Annotated in this window: 17 protein-coding genes; all 17 read left to right on the top strand. The window is 52.5% G+C overall.

The genetic code is table 11. The features are described 5' to 3' along the window. Nucleotides 1–23 precede the first annotated feature (23 nt). The 17 genes from prpC to JIF53_RS18075 all read left to right on the top strand — a co-directional run bounded on the left by prpC (nucleotide 24) and on the right by JIF53_RS18075 (nucleotide 21,308). On the top strand, nucleotides 24–1,157 hold the full coding sequence (gene prpC / locus JIF53_RS18155) for a 2-methylcitrate synthase (protein WP_014421292.1): 1,134 nt from the start codon (nucleotides 24–26) through the stop codon (nucleotides 1,155–1,157). Between the two features lie 8 nt (nucleotides 1,158–1,165). Further along, the gene (gene acnD, locus JIF53_RS18150; protein ID WP_199453883.1) at nucleotides 1,166–3,790 is read left to right on the top strand and encodes a Fe/S-dependent 2-methylisocitrate dehydratase AcnD; all 2,625 of its coding nucleotides are present in this window, start codon (nucleotides 1,166–1,168) and stop codon (nucleotides 3,788–3,790) included. 73 nt (nucleotides 3,791–3,863) lie between these two features. Further along, on the top strand, nucleotides 3,864–5,042 hold the full coding sequence (gene prpF / locus JIF53_RS18145; RefSeq protein ID WP_199453881.1) for a 2-methylaconitate cis-trans isomerase PrpF: 1,179 nt from the start codon (nucleotides 3,864–3,866) through the stop codon (nucleotides 5,040–5,042). A gap of 33 nt (nucleotides 5,043–5,075) precedes the next feature. Further along, entirely contained in the window at nucleotides 5,076–6,554 is a 1,479-nt protein-coding gene (prpD, locus tag JIF53_RS18140; RefSeq protein ID WP_199453879.1) for a 2-methylcitrate dehydratase, read from the top strand. Nucleotides 6,555–6,697: 143 nt separating this feature from the next. After that, nucleotides 6,698–8,110: a TIGR03013 family XrtA/PEP-CTERM system glycosyltransferase gene (locus JIF53_RS18135; RefSeq protein ID WP_199453877.1), complete on the top strand. Its 1,413-nt coding sequence runs from the start codon at nucleotides 6,698–6,700 to the stop codon at nucleotides 8,108–8,110. 106 nt (nucleotides 8,111–8,216) lie between these two features. Further along, complete coding sequence (locus tag JIF53_RS18130) at nucleotides 8,217–8,819, top strand: XrtA/PEP-CTERM system exopolysaccharide export protein (protein WP_228285625.1); 603 nt, start codon at nucleotides 8,217–8,219, stop codon at nucleotides 8,817–8,819. Between the two features lie 59 nt (nucleotides 8,820–8,878). Continuing rightward, complete coding sequence (locus JIF53_RS18125; RefSeq protein ID WP_199453873.1) at nucleotides 8,879–10,405, top strand: XrtA system polysaccharide chain length determinant; 1,527 nt, start codon at nucleotides 8,879–8,881, stop codon at nucleotides 10,403–10,405. Beyond that, a complete protein-coding gene (locus JIF53_RS18120) occupies nucleotides 10,405–11,247 on the top strand; it encodes a polysaccharide biosynthesis protein (RefSeq protein WP_228285624.1) in 843 nt (280 codons plus the stop codon). Before JIF53_RS18125 ends, JIF53_RS18120 begins: the two co-directional genes overlap by 1 nt. Beyond that, nucleotides 11,240–12,526: an outer membrane beta-barrel protein gene (locus JIF53_RS18115; protein ID WP_199453871.1), complete on the top strand. Its 1,287-nt coding sequence runs from the start codon at nucleotides 11,240–11,242 to the stop codon at nucleotides 12,524–12,526. Before JIF53_RS18120 ends, JIF53_RS18115 begins: the two co-directional genes overlap by 8 nt. Before the next feature lie 15 nt (nucleotides 12,527–12,541). Beyond that, on the top strand, nucleotides 12,542–13,462 hold the full coding sequence (locus tag JIF53_RS18110; protein ID WP_199453869.1) for an XrtA system polysaccharide deacetylase: 921 nt from the start codon (nucleotides 12,542–12,544) through the stop codon (nucleotides 13,460–13,462). Beyond that, nucleotides 13,462–14,616 carry a glycosyltransferase family 2 protein gene (locus JIF53_RS18105; RefSeq protein WP_206769657.1) on the top strand — a complete coding sequence of 385 codons (1,155 nt, stop codon included), beginning with the start codon at nucleotides 13,462–13,464 and terminating at the stop codon, nucleotides 14,614–14,616. Before JIF53_RS18110 ends, JIF53_RS18105 begins: the two co-directional genes overlap by 1 nt. A gap of 3 nt (nucleotides 14,617–14,619) precedes the next feature. Further along, complete coding sequence (locus tag JIF53_RS18100; protein WP_199453865.1) at nucleotides 14,620–16,302, top strand: ArnT family glycosyltransferase; 1,683 nt, start codon at nucleotides 14,620–14,622, stop codon at nucleotides 16,300–16,302. Beyond that, nucleotides 16,265–17,455 carry a glycosyltransferase gene (locus JIF53_RS18095; RefSeq protein WP_199453863.1) on the top strand — a complete coding sequence of 397 codons (1,191 nt, stop codon included), beginning with the start codon at nucleotides 16,265–16,267 and terminating at the stop codon, nucleotides 17,453–17,455. The genes JIF53_RS18100 and JIF53_RS18095 overlap by 38 nt, the downstream gene beginning before the upstream one ends. Further along, the gene (locus tag JIF53_RS18090; RefSeq protein ID WP_199453861.1) at nucleotides 17,452–18,582 is read left to right on the top strand and encodes a glycosyltransferase; all 1,131 of its coding nucleotides are present in this window, start codon (nucleotides 17,452–17,454) and stop codon (nucleotides 18,580–18,582) included. The genes JIF53_RS18095 and JIF53_RS18090 overlap by 4 nt, the downstream gene beginning before the upstream one ends. Next, on the top strand, nucleotides 18,579–18,968 hold the full coding sequence (locus tag JIF53_RS18085; RefSeq protein ID WP_199453859.1) for a GtrA family protein: 390 nt from the start codon (nucleotides 18,579–18,581) through the stop codon (nucleotides 18,966–18,968). The genes JIF53_RS18090 and JIF53_RS18085 overlap by 4 nt, the downstream gene beginning before the upstream one ends. Beyond that, a complete protein-coding gene (locus JIF53_RS18080) occupies nucleotides 18,961–19,971 on the top strand; it encodes a glycosyltransferase family 2 protein (RefSeq protein ID WP_199453857.1) in 1,011 nt (336 codons plus the stop codon). The genes JIF53_RS18085 and JIF53_RS18080 overlap by 8 nt, the downstream gene beginning before the upstream one ends. Next, nucleotides 19,968–21,308 carry a phenylacetate--CoA ligase family protein gene (locus JIF53_RS18075; RefSeq protein ID WP_199453855.1) on the top strand — a complete coding sequence of 447 codons (1,341 nt, stop codon included), beginning with the start codon at nucleotides 19,968–19,970 and terminating at the stop codon, nucleotides 21,306–21,308. The genes JIF53_RS18080 and JIF53_RS18075 overlap by 4 nt, the downstream gene beginning before the upstream one ends. The last annotated feature ends 2 nt before the right edge of the window (nucleotides 21,309–21,310 follow it).

Genomic DNA, 21,310 nt, shown 5'->3' with positions numbered 1-21,310 from the left:
AACAGAAAATCTGGGAGACCAACATGGCTGAAGCAAAGAAACTCGGTGGCGCTGGCCTGCGTGGCCAGGTAGCTGGTGAAACCGCCCTGTGCACCGTTGGCAAAACCGGTACCGGCCTGACCTACCGCGGATACGATATTACCGATCTGGCGGATAACGCCCAGTTCGAAGAAGTGGCTTACCTTCTGCTGCGAGGCAAACTGCCGAACCAGGCCGAGCTGGATGCCTACAAAACCAAGCTCAAGAGCCTGCGTAACCTGCCGGAAGCGCTGAAGCTGGTGCTGGAGCAGATCCCCAAGGACGCGCATCCGATGGATGTGATGCGTACCGGTTGCTCCATGCTCGGTAACCTGGAAACCGAACAGGATTTCAGCGAGCAGGACGACAAGATCGACCGCATGCTGGCGGTGTTCCCGGCCATCATCACCTACTGGTACCGCTTTGCCCACGAAGGCATTCGCATCGATACCGCCAATACCGAATGCGATTCCATTGGTGGCGTGTTCCTGGAGCTCCTGCATGGCAAGAAGCCCAGCGAGCTGCATGAGCGGGTGATGAACGTCTCCCTGATTCTGTACGCGGAGCACGAGTTCAACGCCTCCACCTTCACGGCACGTGTATGCGCCTCCACGTTGTCTGACATCCACAGCTGCGTGACCGGTGCTATCGGCTCCCTGCGCGGCCCGCTGCACGGCGGCGCCAACGAAGCGGCGATGGAACTGATTCAGAAGTTCAAGACCCCGGAAGAGGCCGAAGCCGGCCTGATGGGCATGCTGGAACGCAAAGAAAAAATCATGGGCTTCGGACACGCCATCTACAGCGAATCCGACCCGCGCAATGCCATTATCAAAAAGTGGTCTGAAAAGCTGGCCAAGGAAGTGGGCGATACCGTGCTGTACCCGGTTTCCGTTCGCTGTGAAGAAGTCATGTGGCGCGAGAAGAAGCTGTTCTGTAACGCCGACTTCTTCCACGCCTCGGCCTATCACTTCATGGGCATTCCGACCGAGTTGTTCACGCCCATCTTCGTGATGTCCCGGGTATCCGGCTGGACCGCCCACGTGAAAGAGCAACGCGCCAACAACCGAATTATCCGCCCGAGCGCTGAGTACACAGGCCCTGAACATCAGGACTGGTTGCCCATCGACAAGCGGAGCTGAGAGAGACTATGAATACCCAATACCGTAAAGCCCTGCCGGGCACGGAACTGAAATACTACGATACGCGCCAGGCGGTAGAAGACATCCAGCCGGGCGCCTATGCCAAGCTGCCTTATACCTCCAAGATTCTGGCGGAGCAGCTGGTGCGCCGTTGCGATGCGGAGTCTCTAACGGATTCCCTCAAGCAGCTGATTGAGCGTCGCCGCGACCTGGATTTCCCCTGGTACCCGGCGCGGGTGGTGTGCCATGACATCCTGGGCCAGACCGCCCTGGTGGACCTGGCCGGCCTGCGTGATGCCATCGCCGAGAAGGGCGGTGATCCCTCCAAGGTCAACCCGGTGGTACAGACCCAGCTGATTGTTGACCATTCCCTGGCCGTTGAAGCCCCGGGTTTTGATCCGGATGCCTTCGAGAAGAACCGCGCCATCGAAGACCGCCGTAACGAAGATCGTTTTCACTTCATCAACTGGACCCGCACCGCATTCAAGAATGTGGACGTGATTCCGGCCGGTAACGGCATCATGCACCAGATCAATCTGGAGAAGATGTCGCCGGTGATTCAGAACCGACCGGATGAAGACGGTCACCCGATTGCCTTCCCGGATACCTGCGTGGGCACCGACAGCCATACGCCTCACATTGATGCGTTGGGTGTTATCGCCGTAGGCGTGGGCGGTCTGGAAGCGGAAACGGTAATGCTGGGCCGCCCGTCCATGATGCGTCTGCCTGATATCGTGGGTGTGAAGCTGACTGGCAAGCGCCAGCCTGGCATTACCGCCACCGATATTGTTCTGGCGATTACCGAGTTCCTGCGTAAGGAGCGCGTGGTCGGCGCCTACCTGGAATTCTTCGGCGAAGGTGCGTCGAGCCTGACCATCGGCGACCGGGCCACCATTTCCAACATGACCCCGGAATACGGTGCTACGGCCGCGATGTTCTACATCGACGAGCAGACCATTGACTACCTGAAACTGACCGGCCGTGAGCCAGAGCAGGTAGACCTGGTTGAGAAGTACGCCAAGGAAACCGGCCTGTGGGCCAGCGAGATGACCGGGGCCCAGTACGAGCGCGTGCTGGAGTTTGATCTGTCTACCGTGGTCCGTAACGTGGCCGGCCCGTCCAACCCGCACCGCCGTGTCGCCACGTCCGATCTGCACGATCGCGGCATTGCCGTGAATCTGGATAAGGCACTGGAAGAAGAGAAGAAGGGCCTGATGCCGGATGGCGCGGTCATCATCGCTGCCATTACCTCCTGCACCAACACCTCCAACCCCCGCAACGTGGTGGCGGCTGGCCTGCTGGCCAAGAAAGCCAACGAGCTGGGGCTGGTGCGCAAGCCGTGGGTGAAATCCTCCTTCGCACCGGGATCCAAAGTGGCCCGCCTGTACCTGGAAGAAGCTGGTTTGTTACCAGAACTGGAGAAACTGGGTTTCGGTATCGTGGCCTATGCCTGCACCACCTGTAACGGCATGTCTGGCGCCCTGGACCCGAAAATCCAGCAGGAGATCATCGACCGGGATCTGTATTCCACCGCGGTTCTCTCCGGTAACCGGAACTTCGATGGCCGGATTCATCCGCACGCGAAACAGGCCTTCCTGGCGTCACCTCCGCTGGTTGTCGCCTACGCCATCGCCGGTACCGTTCGGTTCGATATCGAACAGGACGCCTTGGGCTACGACAAGGATGGCAACCCAGTCACGCTGAAAGACCTGTGGCCGTCTGATGAAGAAATCGACCGCATTGTCGGCGAATACGTGAAGCCGGAGCAGTTCAAGCAGGTGTACATCCCGATGTTCAACCTGGATGAAGCCGAGCAGGCCAAGAGCCCGCTGTACGAGTGGCGCCCGCAGTCCACCTACATCCGTCGGCCGCCATACTGGGAAGGTACCATGGCCGCCGAGCGTGCGCTCAAGGGTATGCGCCCGCTGGCGATCCTGCCGGACAACATCACCACAGACCACCTGTCGCCATCCAACGCCATCATGATGGACTCGGCTGCCGGTGAGTACCTGCACAAGATGGGCCTGCCGGAGGAAGACTTCAACTCCTACGCCACCCACCGTGGTGACCACCTGACTGCCCAGCGAGCGACCCTGGCCAACCCGAAACTGTTCAACGAAATGGTCCGGGACGAAAACGGGGAAGTGGTGCAGGGTTCCCTGGCCCGTGTGGAGCCGGAAGGCAAGACCATGCGCATGTGGGAAGCCATTGAAACCTACATGGAACGCAAGCAGCCGCTGATCATCATTGCCGGTGCAGACTACGGGCAGGGTTCTTCCCGTGACTGGGCGGCCAAGGGTGTTGCCCTTGCAGGTGTAGAGACCATCGTCGCCGAAGGCTTCGAGCGGATTCACCGCACCAACCTGATCGGTATGGGTGTGATGCCGCTGCAGTTCGAAGAAGGCACCACGCGCCACACGCTTCAGCTGGATGGTACCGAGACCTACGACGTGGAAGGCAAGCCCGCCCCCGGCGCCAAGCTGGAACTGGTCATTCACCGCAAGAGTGGTGACGTGGACCGGGTGCCGGTGATCTGTCGTCTGGATACCGCGGAAGAAGTCACCGTGTACTCTGCCGGTGGCGTACTGCAGCGCTTTGCCCAGGATTTCCTGGCGTCTGAAAGCGCAGCCTGATCGCCATGGCAAGGTCAGGCGGGAGTTGTTCCTGGCTCCCGCCTGAAACATTCATTCAAGTGAGGCTCGCTCAATGAGTTTTGCTCCCCAAGTTCGTATTCCTGCCACCTACATGCGTGGAGGTACCAGTAAAGGCGTATTCTTCCGCCTGCAGGATCTGCCCGAAGCCTGCCAGGTACCCGGTGAAGCGCGAGACAAGCTTTTGCTGCGTGTAATTGGTAGCCCCGATCCCTACGAAAAGCAGATCGACGGCCTCGGTAATGCAACCTCCAGCACCAGTAAATCGGTAATCCTGGCAGCGCCCACGCAACCGGACCACGACGTCGATTATCTGTTTGGCCAGGTGTCCATCGATAAACCCTTTGTCGACTGGAGTGGTAACTGCGGCAATCTCACCGCCGCCGTAGGCGCATTCGCCATTAACGGCGGCTTTGTCGCCAAAGAGCGTATTCCTGAAAACGGCATCTGTACTGTTCGTATCTGGCAGGCCAACATCCGCAAAACCATTGTGGCTCATGTGCCGATCACCAACGGTGAAGTACAGGAAACCGGTGATTTTGAACTGGATGGCGTAACCTTCCCGGCGGCGGAAGTACAGATCGAGTTTATGGACCCGGCCGATGGCGAAGGAGCCATGTTCCCCGCGGGTAATCTGGTGGATGAACTGGAAGTGCCGGGTGTCGGCACTCTGAAAGCGACCATGATCAATGCCGGTATCCCGACCATTTTCATCAATGCCGAAGACATTGGCTACAAGGGCACCGAGCTGCAGAACGATATCAACAGCGACCCCAAGGCGCTGGCCATGTTCGAAACCATTCGCGCCCATGGCGCGGTGAAAATGGGGCTGATCTCGGATATCGCGGAAGCTGCCAGTCGCCAGCACACTCCGAAAGTGGCGTTTGTGGCCAAACCTTCGGATTACGTGTCTTCCAGCGGTAAACAGATCAATGCCGCCGATATCGATGTACTGGTTCGGGCGCTGTCCATGGGCAAGCTGCACCACGCCATGATGGGTACGGCTGCGGTGGCTATTGCAACGGCCTCTGCAATTCCCGGCACGCTGGTTAATCTGGCAGCTGGCGGCGGAGACCGTACCCATGTGACTTTCGGGCATCCGTCCGGAACCCTTCGGGTGGGGGCGGAAGCGAAGGAAGTCAATGGTCAGTGGACTGCCACCAAGGCGATCATGAGCCGCAGTGCGCGGATTATCATGGAAGGTTGGGTGAGGGTACCTGGCGACAGCTTCTGATGGCTCCTATAGTTGGGACAGGAGGGCCGTAATATGTCTGCCACTTACGATCTCAACGAACGCCCGGACTACGACGACGTACTGCAACAAATCGCCGACTATGCCCTTGATTACCGCATAGAAAGCGAAGAAGCCTGGGAAACGGCCCGTTATTGCCTGATGGACACCCTGGGCTGCGGCTTGCTGGCGTTGCGTTTTCCGGAATGCACCAAACACCTGGGCCCGCTGGTGGAAGGCACAATCGTTCCCCACGGCGCCCGGGTGCCTGGCACTCCATACCGCCTGGACCCGGTGAAAGCCGCCTGGGACATTGGCTGTATCGTCCGCTGGCTGGATTACAACGATACTTGGCTGGCGGCCGAATGGGGCCACCCCTCCGATAATCTCGGCGCCATTCTTGCAGTTGCCGATCACCTCTCGCAGAAGCGCGTTGCCAATGGCCAGGGGCCACTGGCCATGAAGGCTGTTCTTGAGGCCATGATTCTGGCCCATGAAATTCAGGGTGTACTTGCCCTTGAGAACTCGTTTAACCGGGTCGGGCTGGATCATGTTGTGTTGGTGAAGGTGGCATCGACGGCCGTCAGTGCCAAACTGATGGGCGCCAACCGGGAACAGATGCTCTCCGCGCTGTCTCATGCCTGGGTCGATGGCCAGGCCCTGCGAACCTATCGCCACGCGCCAAACGCGGGTTCCCGCAAATCCTGGGCGGCCGGCGATGCCACCTCCCGGGGTGTTCGCCTGGCAGATATTGCCATGCGAGGGGAGATGGGCATTCCCGGGGTGCTGACGGTGCCACAATGGGGCTTCTACGACGTCCTCTTCAGCAAGACCAATCGAGATCAGGCCCTGAAACCTGAATCATCTCGTAGCTTTGCATTACCACAGCCTTTCGGTTCCTACGTGATGGAAAACATCCTGTTCAAGATCTCGTTCCCGGCAGAGTTTCATGCCCAGACCGCCGCCGAGGCCGCAGTAACATTGCACCCACAAGTGAAGGGCCGGCTGGAAGACATTGATCGCATAGAGATTACCACCCACGAGTCGGCTATTCGCATTATTTCCAAGCAGGGCAAACTCGCCAATCCGGCAGACCGGGATCACTGCCTGCAGTACATGACGGCGGTGCCACTGATCTTTGGCAACCTGACGGCAGAGCATTACGAAGACAGCTTTCACCAGGCCCATCCAGAAATCGACCGCCTGAGAGAAAAAATGCAGGTCATCGAGGATGAACGATATACCCGCGAATACCTCGAGGCCGATAAACGATCAATCGCCAATGCGATACAGGTTTTCTTCAAGGATGGCTCCAGTACCGACAAGATTGCAGTGGAATACCCGATAGGGCACCGACGCCGGCGCAAGGAAGGTATGCCGCTGCTGGTGGAGAAATTCCTGGCCAATCTTCAGACACGCTTTCCTGCCCAGCAATGCGACGCCATTATGGACAGTTGTGCTAGTCTGGGGCGGCTTGAGGTGATGCCGGTGCACGAGTTTGTGTCGCAACTATAAAATATTTGTAAAATTGAACGAAATGGGCGAGTGGCCCACATTGCAGTTTCAATGAATTGCCGTACAATCCCGTAACGGTTTGTTACAGTGTGTAGCAAAGGATGCTTGCAGTACAGGCAGTGTGAACCGCACAAGGAGTCGACGTGGCCCACGTCAGGTTGTTCAGACACTATATACACTTACCTTTTGTTATTCTCGGCCTGATCGATCTGATCGTCATGGGCCTTGCGTTCGCACTGGCGGTGTTTTTCCGCTTCTTCGGCGAGCTCGAATTCTTCCTCGATAATCTTGTTTTTGTCCTCCCTTCCATCACGATCTTTGCGTTGTTCAATCTGATCGTCATGATCGCCCTGGGCGTGCACCAGTCTCGTGTGGAAGAAGGCATGTCCGGCATGATGCTACGCACCATCATGGCCATGATTCTCGCCATACCGCTGCATGGGTTTGCCTATTTCGTGGCTGATGACTGGCTCTGGTATCTGGGCAGCTTCGGGTTACTGACATCGGCGACTGTGCTGGCGATATTTTCGCTGGGCATTGCCAGAATGGTGTTCTTTGCTGTGGTCGGCAAGGACCGCTTCAAGCGCCGGGTTCTGGTGCTGGGTGCCGGCCGCCGGGCAAAACAGATGTTCGAGGACCTGACCACTCCCTTCAACCGCAAAGGTTTTTCACTGGACGGCTTCGTTCCCATGCCGGATGACACGGTGGAAGTGGATGAGCAGTATCTCATTAATCTTCCAACCTCGTTGCATGACTACGTCCTTCGACACCCGGTGAGGGAGATTGTGGTTGCGGTGGACGACCGCCGTCGGGGCTTGCCGATGGAAGACCTTCTGGAATGCAAAATGGAAGGTGTGCACATTATCGACGGTGCCAACTTCTATGAGCGTGAATCCCGTAAGGTGGCTCTGGAGATGATCACCCGCGGCTGGCTGGTGTTCTCTGACGGATTCACGGTTTCTTCGGTGTATGGCGTTGGCAAGCGGGCGCTGGACGTTCTGGCCTCCGGTACGCTCCTGCTGGCGACGTTCCCGATCATGATTCTCACCGCCATCGCCATCAAACTGGAGGACGGTCTGAAAGCTCCGGTGATTTACAGTCAGGAACGGGTAGGCCTGAACAACCAGGTGTTCAAGGTGCACAAGTTTCGGTCCATGATTACCGACGCGGAAAAGAACGGCGCAGTCTGGGCTCGGAAGAACGATACCCGGGTGACACGCGTTGGCGAATTTATCCGTAAGGTGCGGATTGATGAACTGCCACAGATCTTTAATGTACTGAATGGCACCATGGCCTTTGTCGGGCCGAGGCCAGAACGGCCGGTGTTCGTTGAGCAGCTGTCTGAAAAGATTCCGTTTTATGCAGAAAGGCACCGGGTAAAGCCCGGGCTGACCGGTTGGGCTCAATTGTGTTTCGCCTATGCGGACAACGAAGAGGACACCCGGGAAAAGCTGCGCTACGACCTCTACTACATCAAGAACCAGAGTTTACTTCTTGATCTGTTGATTATAATTCAGACAGTAGAAGTGGTATTGTTCAAAAAAGGATCAAGGTAGTTTCGGGAGTCAGCTGTTCCCGGAACATGGAATAGAGCACGGACCTCACAAGAGAGGAATAAAGATGTCACGGAAGTATCTCATCCAAGGGCTTATTGTGTCCCTCATGGCGGTAGCTTTGGCAACGGGCTGTGCCGGCCCTTCCGCTTCCTCTTCAGAACAGATCCAGCGTGCATTGGCCGTTGATACCCGGGATAGCGTGGATCAGTACATACTGGGCGCAACCGATGTCGTACGGGTTTCTGTGTGGCGCAACGAGGATCTCAGCATCTCCGTTCCGGTTCGGCCTGACGGCAAGATCTCCGTACCGTTGGTAGGCGACGTGCAGGCCAGTGGCCGCACGCCCGAAGAGTTGGCCAGCTCCATTCGTACTTCCCTGACTGAGTACATTCGTGAGCCACAGGTGAGTGTGGTTGTGACCTCCATGGGCAGCCATGAATTCACAGACCGGGTGCGGGTAACGGGTGCGGTTCGCCAGCCCATTTCGGTACCTCATCGGAGCGGTATGACGGTTCTGGACATGTTTCTTAGTGCCGGCGGCGCAAATCCTTTTGCACAGCCTAACAGCGCGATGCTCTACAGACCGGTGAATGGTGAAGTCGTCGCCATTCCCATTCGTCTGGACGATATCCTCAATCGTGGTGATATATCGACTAATTACTCGATGCGGCCTGGTGACATTCTTGCAGTGCCGGAAAGAGGCTTCTGAGATAGACGTAAGGATTAGCGGCAACGAAAGATCCATGACTGTATAGGCAGGTAGCACAGATGGCCCTTCCATTATCGAATATGCCGGTTGAAGTTATCCGAGAGATACGGTCTCGTAAATGGCTGGTATTTTTCGCCTTTCTACTGGCCAGTTTTACTGTGTTGGCGGCAGGGTTTGTTTGGCCCTATAAGTATCGTTCTGAAGTCACGATATTTGTTGATGATCAGAATATTATCAGGCCCTTAATGGAGGGGAGTGCGGTCACGACGGAGATCAGTGAGCAAGCATCTTCTGCTCGTCAAATGTTATCCAATAGAGATTTATTGACGAAAATTGCAACCGACCCCGAGATTTTTGGAGAGGAAGCATGGAACGCTTCTGATGCAGTCATTGAATCACGCATCGGAAAGCTCCGATCAAACCTAGGTGTGGAGAGGACCGGAGGGTCATATTTTGCAATTACTTATAGTTCGGAATCTCCTCTAAAATCATTTAGGGTCGCCCAACGTTTGGGACAACTGTTTATCGAGGAAAGTACAGCAAGTAAGCGTATTGAAAGCCGTAATGCTTACGATTTTATAGATAAGCAAGTTAAAAGCTATGAGCAACAAATAGCTGAAGTTGAAAAGCGATTAGAGCGATTCTTGTCTGAAAACAAGGAGGGAACGGAAGAGGAAGCGAGCTCCCGCATGAATAACTTGAAAAATCAGCTCGAACTCGCAGAGCTGGAGAGAAGAGAGCTTCGTTCTAGAGTAGAATCTCTGCAAGGTCAGTTGTCAAATATTGACCCAATGGTTAGACAAGGCAGAACGTCTGACGCATATCAAAAGCGTATTAGCCAACTTGAGACACAACTCGATGACTTACGACTACGCTACTTGGACACATATCCCGACATCATAATTCTTAAAGAACAAATTTTTGAATTGAAAGAGCAAAGGAAGGAAGCGCTTGAGCAAGGCTTATCTTCTGAACAGTCTGTTCCCGGGGAAGAAATTGCAAACCCTTTTTACCAGGAACTTCGGCTGTCGCTTGCACGAGCCAGGGCCGACCTCCAAACAATCGATACCCGAATTCAATCCCTGAAAAGCCTGATTGTAGAGCAAGAAATTCGGATGGATAGAATCCAGGCTAATAAAACGCAATATGCCGAAATAACACGTGACATGGCGGTTAACAAACAGATATACAACGATTTACTTCGGAGGAGGGAAAAAGCAAGAGTTTCTATGCACTTAGATGTAGAAGGCCAGGGTCTGAACTACGAGATTTATGAATCAGCGCAGTACCCAATGCAACCTTATGATATGAAATTCTCGACTTTTGCAGTCGCAGGTCTGTTTCTCGGGATCCTTTTCCCTTTCGGGACCATTGCGGGACTTTTACAGATCGATCCCCGAGTCCGTGCGAGGGAACAGCTGGAAGAGGATCTGGGGCTCCCTGTCCTTGCTGAAATTCCAAAAGTCCGAACACCCTACGAAAAGCGACGTGAGAGAAGGGTAACTGTTGCGGTCGTTGTGGTTTGTCTTATAGCAGTTTCTGTCTATATCGCTGTTGCCGTTGCTGAAGTGCTAGGGGTAATTTGATGACGGATTTGAAACGAGAGCACGATGCTGCCGATGAAGCCGGGCATACAAGTAGGCGGGAGCCAACGAGTGATTTTCACAAAGAATTGAGAACCGATGACTCGAGGATGTTGGTTCCTAGTTCCTTAGAACTTGGAGCGGGAGCAGTAGATAAATACGTAATCAGTAAGCAGATCGTAAAGATGCAGGAGCCGAGACGGCTAACGCATGACGATCTGGATGAGCGTAGAATCATTTACCCTGAGTCGCCGAATCGACTTCTGGTAAATAAATTTCGGCATTTACGAACCAAGCTTGTTGAGCTTTCGAGCGGTAATAACTTCACCATGGTGGTCAGTGGCGCCTGCGAAGGTGTGGGTACTTCCTTTATGGCATTGAACCTGGCCGCAGCATTTGCATTCGACCATGCGAAGACAGCGTTGATTATTGATTGCAATCTTCGTAATCCAACCCAACATTTTCCATTGGATTTGTCGCCAGAAACAGGTTTGACGGACTTCCTCGAGGATGCAGATTTCGACATTGGTCGTATTATATACCCCACTGGCATTCCTAGACTGCGACTAATACCCGCGGGTAGTAAGCGCGAGGCTCCTGCTGAATTCTTCACTTCATTTCGGATGAAGCAGTTTCTTCAGGCGGTTCGAAGACGCTATCCAGATCGTTTCATTGTTTTGGACACGGCGCCTATTAATGAATCGCCCGATGCACGAATTTTGGCTGAGCTTTGTGACTATTCTATGCTGGTGGTTCCACACGGACGGCTGACACCGGCCGCAATTGCTGATGCTGCCCAGAGCTTTGACCCAGACAAGTTTGTGGGAGCTGTAATAAATGGATAATCGTTACGGGTCATGGACGATCCATCGCGTCACGATCGTCGTTACCCTTTTTTTAGCTATAACTTCTTCTCAACTTCTTGCGGCAACGAATAGCTTGTCCGGAGGAGTTAAAAGCCGATATTCCGATAATTCCCGGTTGGATTCATCCAACGAGGAATCCGATCTGGAGAACCGTGTTACGGTAGATTTCAGCCATGAAGGCGCGGGTGCAAAATGTCAAACCGGTGCGGATGTGAGTCTCGGATACGGAGAGTGGGTGAATGAGACGTTTGATCCAGAGGTTTATACCAGTGGCGGCCTGAATGGCATTTGCAATATATCCGAAAGAATTCAATGGCGTGCTTCTAACGTAATTACTCAGCAAACAGAGGACAGCAGGGAGGCTGACACGCCCAATAACAGAACTAGAAAAAATGTTTTCAGTACGGGGCCTTTATATTCAGTTCAACTTTCTCCAGTAGACACGCTTTCGCTTTCAGCCAGCTATGTAAATACCGAATTTGAAGAAGAAGGTGATCCCGATAGTAATCGCATTATCGGAACTACCTCCTACCTGCACAATTTAAGCCCCACCCTGGGAGCCGGGCTGTCTGGAAGTGTCGAACGAGCTGAATTAGACACGGAAGAGGAGCTGGACAAAGAAAGCCTGAGCGTCACCTTCAATAAGAGTTGGGCAGTGACGAGTATAAACGGCGCTGTCGGGATTAACCGTTTGACGTCCCGGCTGGGCCAGCAGGAAATTGAAACCGATGGCATCACGGTAAGCCTTGGTGTCGATCGTCAGATAAATCCGACTGCTCGATTTTCACTAAGTGTTCGGCGGGAACTAACGGACCAGACATCGACACTCGGGGTGGATTTCGATGACTTCAGTTTCAACCTGACTGATACAGCGGCCGTTGAGGTTACCGCCGCGACAGCGGGATTGCAGAAGCAGTTTAGTGATGGGTCGAATCTGTCGGCCCGAGCATTTGCAGATAGAAGTGACTTTGTAAGAAGTGAAAACAGTGAGGACAGCCTTGGTTTTAGTATTTCTTACTCAAGGCCGGTTTCAACCCTAACATCGGTCATTGTCGATACCGGTTATCGTATTAACAGGTACTCCATTGATGACTCTGAAGACACCGAGGTATCGGTCGCAATTAGCACCAGGTATCGATTGACATCTCGAATGACCTTGAGTGCCTCGGTTGGCCATGACAGGGAAGACAGCGATGTTGCAGGAAGGGGGTTTGAAGAAAACTGGGCATCTGTATCTCTGGGTTATCAGTTTTTTTGATGTAGGGAAAGCATCATGAACGGCAGCAACAACTCTTCGCAGTTTCACAATGCGCTCACCATCGACGTTGAGGATTATTTCCAGGTAGCGGCGTTGGCAGAGGCTGTGCAGCGGAGAGACTGGCACTCGATGGAGTACAGGGTTGAAGCAAACACTAACCGGTTGCTTGAACTGCTGGATCGTGCCAACACCCGAGCAACCTTCTTTACCCTTGGGTGGGTGGCAGAGAAATCACCTCAGTTGGTGCGGGATATCCAGAAGGCTGGCCATGAAGTGGCTAGTCACGGTTACAGCCACCAACTGATTTACAATCAAACTCCCGATGTTTTCCGAGAGGAAACCCGACGCTCCAAGCGGATTCTGGAAGACATCACTGGCGAGCGGATCGAGGGTTATCGGGCTGCCAGTTACTCTATTACCAATCAGTCTCGTTGGGCGCTGGATATACTGGCCGAAGAAGGATTTGTGTGGGACTCATCCATTTTTCCCGTGCACCACGACCGATACGGTATACCAGGCACACAGCGCTGGCCACACCGGTTAACAACAGACAAAGGGTATGAGCTAGCTGAATTCCCTCTCAGCACACTGAAGCTTCCCGGTTACACGCTGCCCATTGCTGGTGGTGGGTATTTCCGACTGTTTCCATACTGGTTTAGCCGATGGGGCTTTGGCAGCATTAACCGCCAGGGTCAGCCATTTGTGTTCTATCTGCACCCGTGGGAAATCGACCCCGGGCAGCCTCGGTTGGATGTTAAGTGGTTCTCCCGTTTCCGCCACTACAACAATCTGGATGTCTGCGAACAGCGCCTCACAAAGTTGCTGGACCACTTTAACTTCACGACTATGAGTGAAGTGTTGCGAAGCCAGGGGGTCCTGGATTCCGCAACCGAAAGCAAACTGTCAGTAGCAGAAGCGTCTGGAGCGGAACTGTGATGGAGTTTTTGTTCTGGCTATCGTTGACGCTGCTGTTCTATATCTACTTTGGATATCCTCTGCTGGCGAGCGCTGTGGCCAAACTGGCCAATCGCCCTGTGGGAAAAAGTGAGGATTACAAGCCCAACGTTTCGATCCTGATTGCAGCCTATAACGAGGCAAACGACATTGAGGCGACTCTGAGAAACAAACTGGCCCTGAATTACCCCGCAGACAAGATGGAATTACTGGTAATTTCCGATGAATCCGAGGACGGCACGGATGAGATAGTGCGGGAAGTTGCGCAAGGTTCACCTTTCCCCATCCGGCTGTTCCGACAGGTTCCAAGGCAGGGAAAGACCGCTGGGCTAAATACCCTGGTGCCAGAAACTTTCGGCGACATCATCCTGTTCTCCGATGCAAACTCCCAATGGGACGCACAGGCCGTAAGCCGGTTGTGCAGCAATTTCGCGGACCCGGATGTGGGCTATGCGACCGGCAAAATGGTCTATGTTAACGACGACGGCTCTTTGGTGGGCGACGGCTGCAGCGCCTACATGAAATACGAGAACTGGTTGCGAAAGCAGGAGACCCGGATAGGTTCCGTGGTAGGCGTGGACGGCGGGATAGACGCTATGCGCAAATCCCTCTACCAACCCCTGAATGCTGATCAGCTACCGGATTTCGTACAGCCTTTAAAAGTTGTTGAGATGGGCTATCGCGTAGTTTACGAATCGAGGGCCTTGCTGAAAGAAGAAGCTCTGAACGACAGCGACAGTGAGTTCAGCATGCGGGTAAGGGTCAGCCTTAGAGCACTCTGGGCACTAAAAGACATGAAGCACTTGATGAACCCCCTGAATGGCCCGCTATTCGCCTGGCAGCTCATTTCCCATAAATTATTGCGATACACCGCGTTTGTACCCTTATTGACCTTGGCGCTCAGCACGTTACTACTTGCGCCGGATTGGGGAATTTATACCCTGGCCTTTGTAGGGTTCGTTACATTCACGCTCTTGGCCTGGACCGGTTTCCGACGGGAAAGCAAAGCCCAATCGCTGTCTGTAGCTTACTCAATACCTTACTACTTTGCGCTCTTGAATATTGCGTCCTACAAGGCCGTGATAGCTTTTTTGAAGGGTGAAAAGAAGGTTGTATGGAATCCAAGGAAGGGTTGAGCAGTGACACAAATCAATAACAGAAATGACAACGCCTCGAAGACAATATTCGAATCTGACCGTTTTGTTCGATATTTACCTTTTCTGATTCTGTTGTTTGCCTTTCTCTTTTCATTTGGAAACAAAATAAGCGTTCTTGATGTGGGCGCACCTTATGTCACGATTGATGACGGTACGAAATATGAAGGGGGATTTCATGTCTGGTTCGGGCAGGCGCCGCCTCAGAGAATGTACATTGAGAGCTGGATAAGCGGAATATCCTCAATAGCAACCTATGTTGCTATAAATTCTGGCCAGGAAGGTGCTCTGAGCCTAAACCTGGTTGCTGATGCCTACCGGGATTTTCGCACCAATCCGGACCCCTATGTATTGTCATACCGGTCGATCATGCTTTTTGTCGACTTTTTAACCGCGGTCCTTGTTTTTCTGCTGGCAAAAGAAGTGGCGAAGCGGCATGCCGAGGCAAACTGGATTGCAGTTATAGCTAGCAGCTTGTATTTGCTCAGCTTTAATACCCTGTGGGCCTACGTTGTTGCGCGGCCTGATACCTTGACTGTTTTCTTCGCAGTTGCCGGCCTCCTGCTTTACTACCGCTCTGGCTTCGGCCTACACCAGCAAACGCTGATTCTAAGTGGCGCAATGTTGGGCCTTGCCACGGGCATGAAACTGCATGGTGCCTTTTTCGTCATTTTCATCTGCCTTGATCTATGGCGACAGCTTGGTTTTAAAGAAGCGGCCAGGCGTGCTTTCTGGTTCGGCCTGGTTTCCGTGCTGGTATTTTCAGTTTCAGCCGGCTCAGTAATTTTTGATCCAGCCCTCTACATCAAGCTTCGCTTGCTAAACGCCCGTGATGACGCATCACCATGGTTAGAGTGGGGGGATCAGTTCATCACGTTGTTGCGAGGCACGGGTTGGCTGATAGTTCCTCTGATCATCGCATCGACTTGGCGTGTGCGCCGCTTGCCCCAACTGAGAGGTGATCCCAAAGTAATCAGCATTGTCTTCTTGAGCATTCTATGGCTGCTCCTTTTTGCCAGCCTCCGGGTACTCCGCGGATACTGGATGTTGCCAGCTTTGCCTCTGTTTTACATTGCCGCAGCATTTACACTTGTGTATCTCTCCAGACCTTATTGGCGTCTGACGGCCTTGGCAGTGCTGCTGGGGGTTTTCTCAACCCAGGTGTGGCAGGAAGGAAAAGCTTTCAGAAATGTACCATTCAATGAGTTACGCAGTTGGGTGGTTCAGAACGTTGCGCCGGACGAGACCATCTACATTCTCGGATATACAGCACTCAATCTGCCGTTGAACACCAGTGCTATTCTGCAATACAAGCAGGTTCTCGAATCTGGCTATGCTGATTCCGTTGCTAGCGGTGAGTCTTTCACCAACCGACACATTCGGCTCTGGGAAGAGCGTGCGGGATACAGGTTATTGGATATGCTTAATTTCCAATCAGCCGCGGGTTACCGGTATTTTGGCTATAACAGTTTCTTGCCTGATGTCATGGAAAAGCTGATTCCTTTCGAAAACGTCGACTACATTTTTCTGCAAGAGCATTTCGATATTTCTGGCGAAGAGCAACTTGCTTACCTTGTAGCAAAGGAGTACGAACTTCTCATTTCGCTGACAGGCCCGGGAGGTGGCGGATATGGATTGTCCTACGACGTCTATAAACGCAAAGAGTGAAGTTTCAGTAAAACCTCCGAAGATTCTTCACTTTATTGAGAGTGGTGGACTTTATGGAGCGGAGCGAGTCATCCTGAATCTGTCCCGGGAAATGCTTCGGGACGGAGCGCTGGTGCCCGTTGTTGGCTGCATTGTCAGCAATAAAGCAGAGCAGAATGATCTTTATGATGCCGCTGTTAATGAGGGCATTGAGGCTGTAAAGCTGGTGATTCCAAATCGTCGCTTTCTCCTTGCACTCCCGACGATCGCCAGGGACCTAAAACAACTGCACGTCGAACTGATCCACTCCCATGGTTATAAACCGTCAGTTTATGGTTTTCTCTTGCGGATTCTGTCTGGCATTCCAGTTATCGCTACCTGCCATCTTTGGTTTGAAATGAACCAAACCGCATTAAAAACAAGGGTTTTGATTGCCCTTGAAAAGCATTTTTACCGCTGGTTTCCCTGTGTTGTGGCCGTGTCTGATGATATCCGTCGAGTCTTAATAAGCAGCGGGGTTCCGCCATCAAAAGTGGAGGTTGTTGAAAACGGCGTATCAATTAGAGCTCTGGCGAACCCCGGCGAAGCCTCAATACTCCGGAAATCTTTGGGCGTAAAAAGCGATGAATTTTGTGTTTTCAGTGCAGGAAGGTTGACCCGCCAGAAGGCACAATGGACTCTTATAGAAGCCGCAGCATTGCTTAAAGAGCGTAAGCTGCCAGTTAAAGTGCTGATCGCTGGAGAAGGAACGCTGAAAGAATCGTTGCTCGAGCAGATCGAGCGGCTAGAAGTGCAGGATTACGTAATGCTTCTCGGGTTTCGGCAGGATATACCCGAATTGCTCGCCATCAGTGACGTGTTTGCGCTGCCCTCTCTGGACGAGGGCATGCCTATGATCTTGCTGGAAAGCACCGCACGCGGTGTCCCCGCGATTACTACCGCTGTGGGTGATGTCCCCAAACTTGTCATTGACGGCGAGAGCGGGCTGATCATTCCAAAGGAAGATCCAGCGTCGCTTGCCAAAGCAATTGAAAAAATGGCGAAAGATCAACCCCTCCGTCATCGCTTGTCAGAAAGTGCTCGTCTGAAAATGCAGGCCAGGTATTCCAGCGAAGCGATGCATAAAAAATATAACAGTATCTATCAGAACCTTCTGCAGGGAGCGCTGGCATGAAGACTTTGTCTGCTGTCAGTCAGCCTCCAATCAAAATACTCTTTAGTATTGACAGGCTCGTTCGTGGAGGAACTGAACTGCAATTAACCGGGTTGATTGATCACCTGGATCGTGATCGCTATACCCCTTATCTGCTGACGATCCGCCCAACCGATCCTGTATTGATTCCGGAAAATTGCCAGCATCTGGATCTGCATGTGCCCAAACTTTTTTCGGCTTCCGGATTGCGATCATTGTGGTTTCTCGTTCGCTTCTTACGAGAGGAGAACATTCAGATTGTTCAGGCTTTTTTTCAGGATTCAACAATTTTTGCTGGATTGGCTTCCAGAATAGCTGGCACGCCGGCCAGAATTGCCTGCTTTCGGGACCTGGCATTCTGGAATGATTCGCGCCAGACACGGCTACTCCGATGGATCTACGGATTAATGAATGGATATCTTGCGAATGCGGACGTTGTTCTCAATCACTTTTCCGACATCTTCCGTATCGACGTAAACCGAGCACGCGTGATCAGAAACGGTGTTGATGCGACCAAACTGGGATATCAGGAGCACACCGGAGTAACAACGGATATCGGAATTGTTGGCAACATGACCCGAGCCGTGAAGCGAACAGACCTTTTTATTCGTGCTGCCGGCATCGTTCACAGAGAGTACCCCGACATACGCTGGCATATACTGGGGGATGGCCACTTACGTCCTGAACTTGAAAAGCTGACCAAAGAGCTGGGGATTAGTGACCGAGTGATTTTCGCCGGGCGAATTGAGGATGTGTCCGGATATCTGGCCAGGCTACAGGTTGGCGTGATCTGCTCAGATTCGGAGGGGTTAAGCAACGCCTTGCTAGAGTATATGTTCCGTGGTGTCGCGTCTGTTGCAACTGAGGTGGGTGGAAACACTGAACTGATTGAACACGGCGTAACCGGCTTGAGCGTGCCGCCTGGCAACCCACAAGCCTTGGCCGATGCTTTGATCCGTTTAATAGAGCAGCCTGAACTCAGGGAGAAGTTGGCCAGAACTGCGCGAAGCCGTGTAGAGAGGATATATAGTTGGGACAATTGTCTGGCTGAGCATGGGCGGGTTTACAGCAGCCTTTTGCAGAGCCAGAAAATGGAGTTGCCTGCATGAGGTTCTTAAAGTTTCTTGGCGTGGGTGGTGTCGCAACACTCATTCAATATGGAATACTGATTCTTCTGGTAGAAGTGTTTCAGGCAAGCGCTCTCGTGGGTTCTACGATTGGTTACATCGTCAGCGGCGTTTTTAACTATACACTTAATTACTATTTCACCTTTACCAGTACCGCAAGGCATGCACATGCGGCTACAAGGTTTGTGGCTGTTGCCATTGTTGGCCTCGCCTTGAATAGCAGCCTGATCTTCTTACTTACCGACTTGTTGGCAGTTTTCTACATTGCTGCTCAGATTATGGCGACCGGCGCGGTGGTTATCTGGAACTTCATCGCTCACAAGCACTGGACCTATCGCTCAATAAAGGATCATGGATGTGATGTCTGAAACTGAAACTCCCATTGTTCTGTCTGTGGTTATTCCCTGCTATAACGAGGAAGAAGTACTACCGGAGACAGTAAAGCAGCTTGGTGGACTGCTGGAAAGCATGGTGTCTGAAAACCTGATACATCCTGACAGTCACCTATGCCTGGTGGATGATGGCAGCAAAGACAACACCTGGCCAATAATCAAGGAGTTGTCTGCCAAATCAAACCAGGTGCGCGGCCTTAAACTGGCCAGGAACCGGGGCCATCAGAATGCACTGCTTGCAGGGCTTGAGAATGCCGAAGGCGATGTATTAGTAAGCATTGATGCTGACCTGCAGGACGACATTACGGTGATTCGCACCATGGTCAAGGAGTACTACAGTGGCAATGAGATTGTTTATGGCGTTCGAAAGAAACGCACCACTGACAGCTTCTTCAAGCGTGTGACTGCTGAAGGGTACTACTACCTTCTGAGTAAAATGGGCGTCAATATCGTGTTTAATCATGCCGACTATCGCCTGATGAGCCGAAGGGCGATAGAGGCGTTGCGTCGGTATGAAGAGGTGAATCTCTTCCTGAGGGGAATCATTCCCACCATCGGATTTTCAACCGCCGAGGTCTATTACGACAGGGCTGAGCGGTTCGCAGGCGAATCGAAATATCCTCTCAAGAAAATGCTGGCACTTGCGCTAGACGGGGTCACCTCATTTTCGGCGGTTCCATTGCGCTTTATCGCGGGCCTTGGGCTCATCATTTTTATATTCAGCATGCTGATTTCTATTTGGGCGCTTGGCATTAGGCTATTCACCGATGAGGCTATCCCGGGCTGGGCATCATCCGTTCTGCCAATGTACCTGCTTGGCGGTATACAAATCCTGAGTCTTGGCGTAATTGGAGAGTACGTATCCAAAGTTTATATGGAAACCAAGCGTCGCCCTCGTTATTTCATTGAACGAGCCGCAGGGAATGCAGCTGGTACAAAATTACAAAGCCAGAAAACCAAGTACCGGACGTTAGCATGATCGAAAAGCTATCAAGACATGTCTTCTATCCTCTCTGGGATCTGAAGGATCGGAGTATACGACTGGCAGAGCTATCCGCTCTTGATATGCAGCAATGGTGGCCCTACGACCGGCTTCGTGAGCTGCAGCTCAACCGTCTTGAAGTGCTTTTAAAGTACGCCCGTGAACATAGCCCCTTCTATCAACAGGTTTTTAGTGAACTGGGACTGGCCCAGGGAGATCTATCAACCTGGGAGACTTTTCAGCGACTACCGGTTACCACAAAACAGGATCTGCGCAATCAGACCAATCAATTCATCAGTGATGAATTTGATAAACAGACTCTTGTAACTGCCAAAACGGGCGGTTCAACCGGAGTTTCACTGAACTTGTTTTTCGACGAAAAATGCCAGCAACGCCGGAATGCAGCGCAGATGTGGGCGGATAAATGGGCAGGCTGGTTACCGGGTGAGAAAAAGGCTGCCATATGGGGCAATCCGCCCGTAGCTATAGGAATGAAGCAGCGCTTACGGCTCAAACTCATGGACCGGACGATTTATCTGGACACCATGAACCTGAACAACCAAAGCATGGCCGATTTTGTATCCAGATGGCGAAAGGAGCGCCCCAAAGCTATTTTTGGCCACGCCCATTCTATTTACTTGTTTGCCAGATATGTTTTGGATAAAGGGCTTGTTGATCTTCGTCCAAAAGCAATCGTAGCGACATCAATGATGCTTCTGGAGCATGAACGAAAAATCATTGAAGAAGCGTTTGGGTGCAAGGTCACGAATCGGTATGGGTGTGAAGAAGTTGGCTTGATAGCCTGCGAGTGCGAAGAGCACCAGGGCATGCATTTGAACATGCCCCATCTCGTAGTGGAATTCCTGGATGCGAATGATCAGCCAGTAAAACCAGGGGAACCGGGCAAGATTGTGGTTACGGACCTGAACAACTTTGCCATGCCTTTGATTCGCTATCGGGTGGAAGATGTTGGGGTATTTAGTGAAAAGACCTGCAAGTGTGGCAGGCAACTGCCAATACTCGACAGGCTTGAGGGTAGGGTGGCGGATTTTCTCAAGTTGCCGGAAGGCGGTCAGGTCGCTGGCATCTCTCTTGTAGAGAGAACATTAACGAAAGTGCCCGGAATTGAGCAGATGCAGTTGGTGCAAACCAGCCGTGATGAAATTGTGATTAACCGGGTCAAGGGCCAAGACTATTCCAATCAGTCTGATGCGATGCTGGTTGATGCAATGCGGGAGGTTTTTAGCGAATCGGTAAGTCTTATCATTAAAGACGTCGTTAAAATCCCCCAGGAGCCCTCAGGAAAATACCGTTTTTCAATTTGTAAGGTCTGAAT

It is taken from the genome of Marinobacter sp. bablab_jr008 (genome assembly GCF_016464145.1).
GTDB classification, from domain to species: Bacteria; Pseudomonadota; Gammaproteobacteria; order Pseudomonadales; family Oleiphilaceae; genus Marinobacter; species Marinobacter nauticus.
Note: the sequence above shows the minus strand (reverse complement) of the source record. Positions and strands in the feature narration are given on the sequence as shown.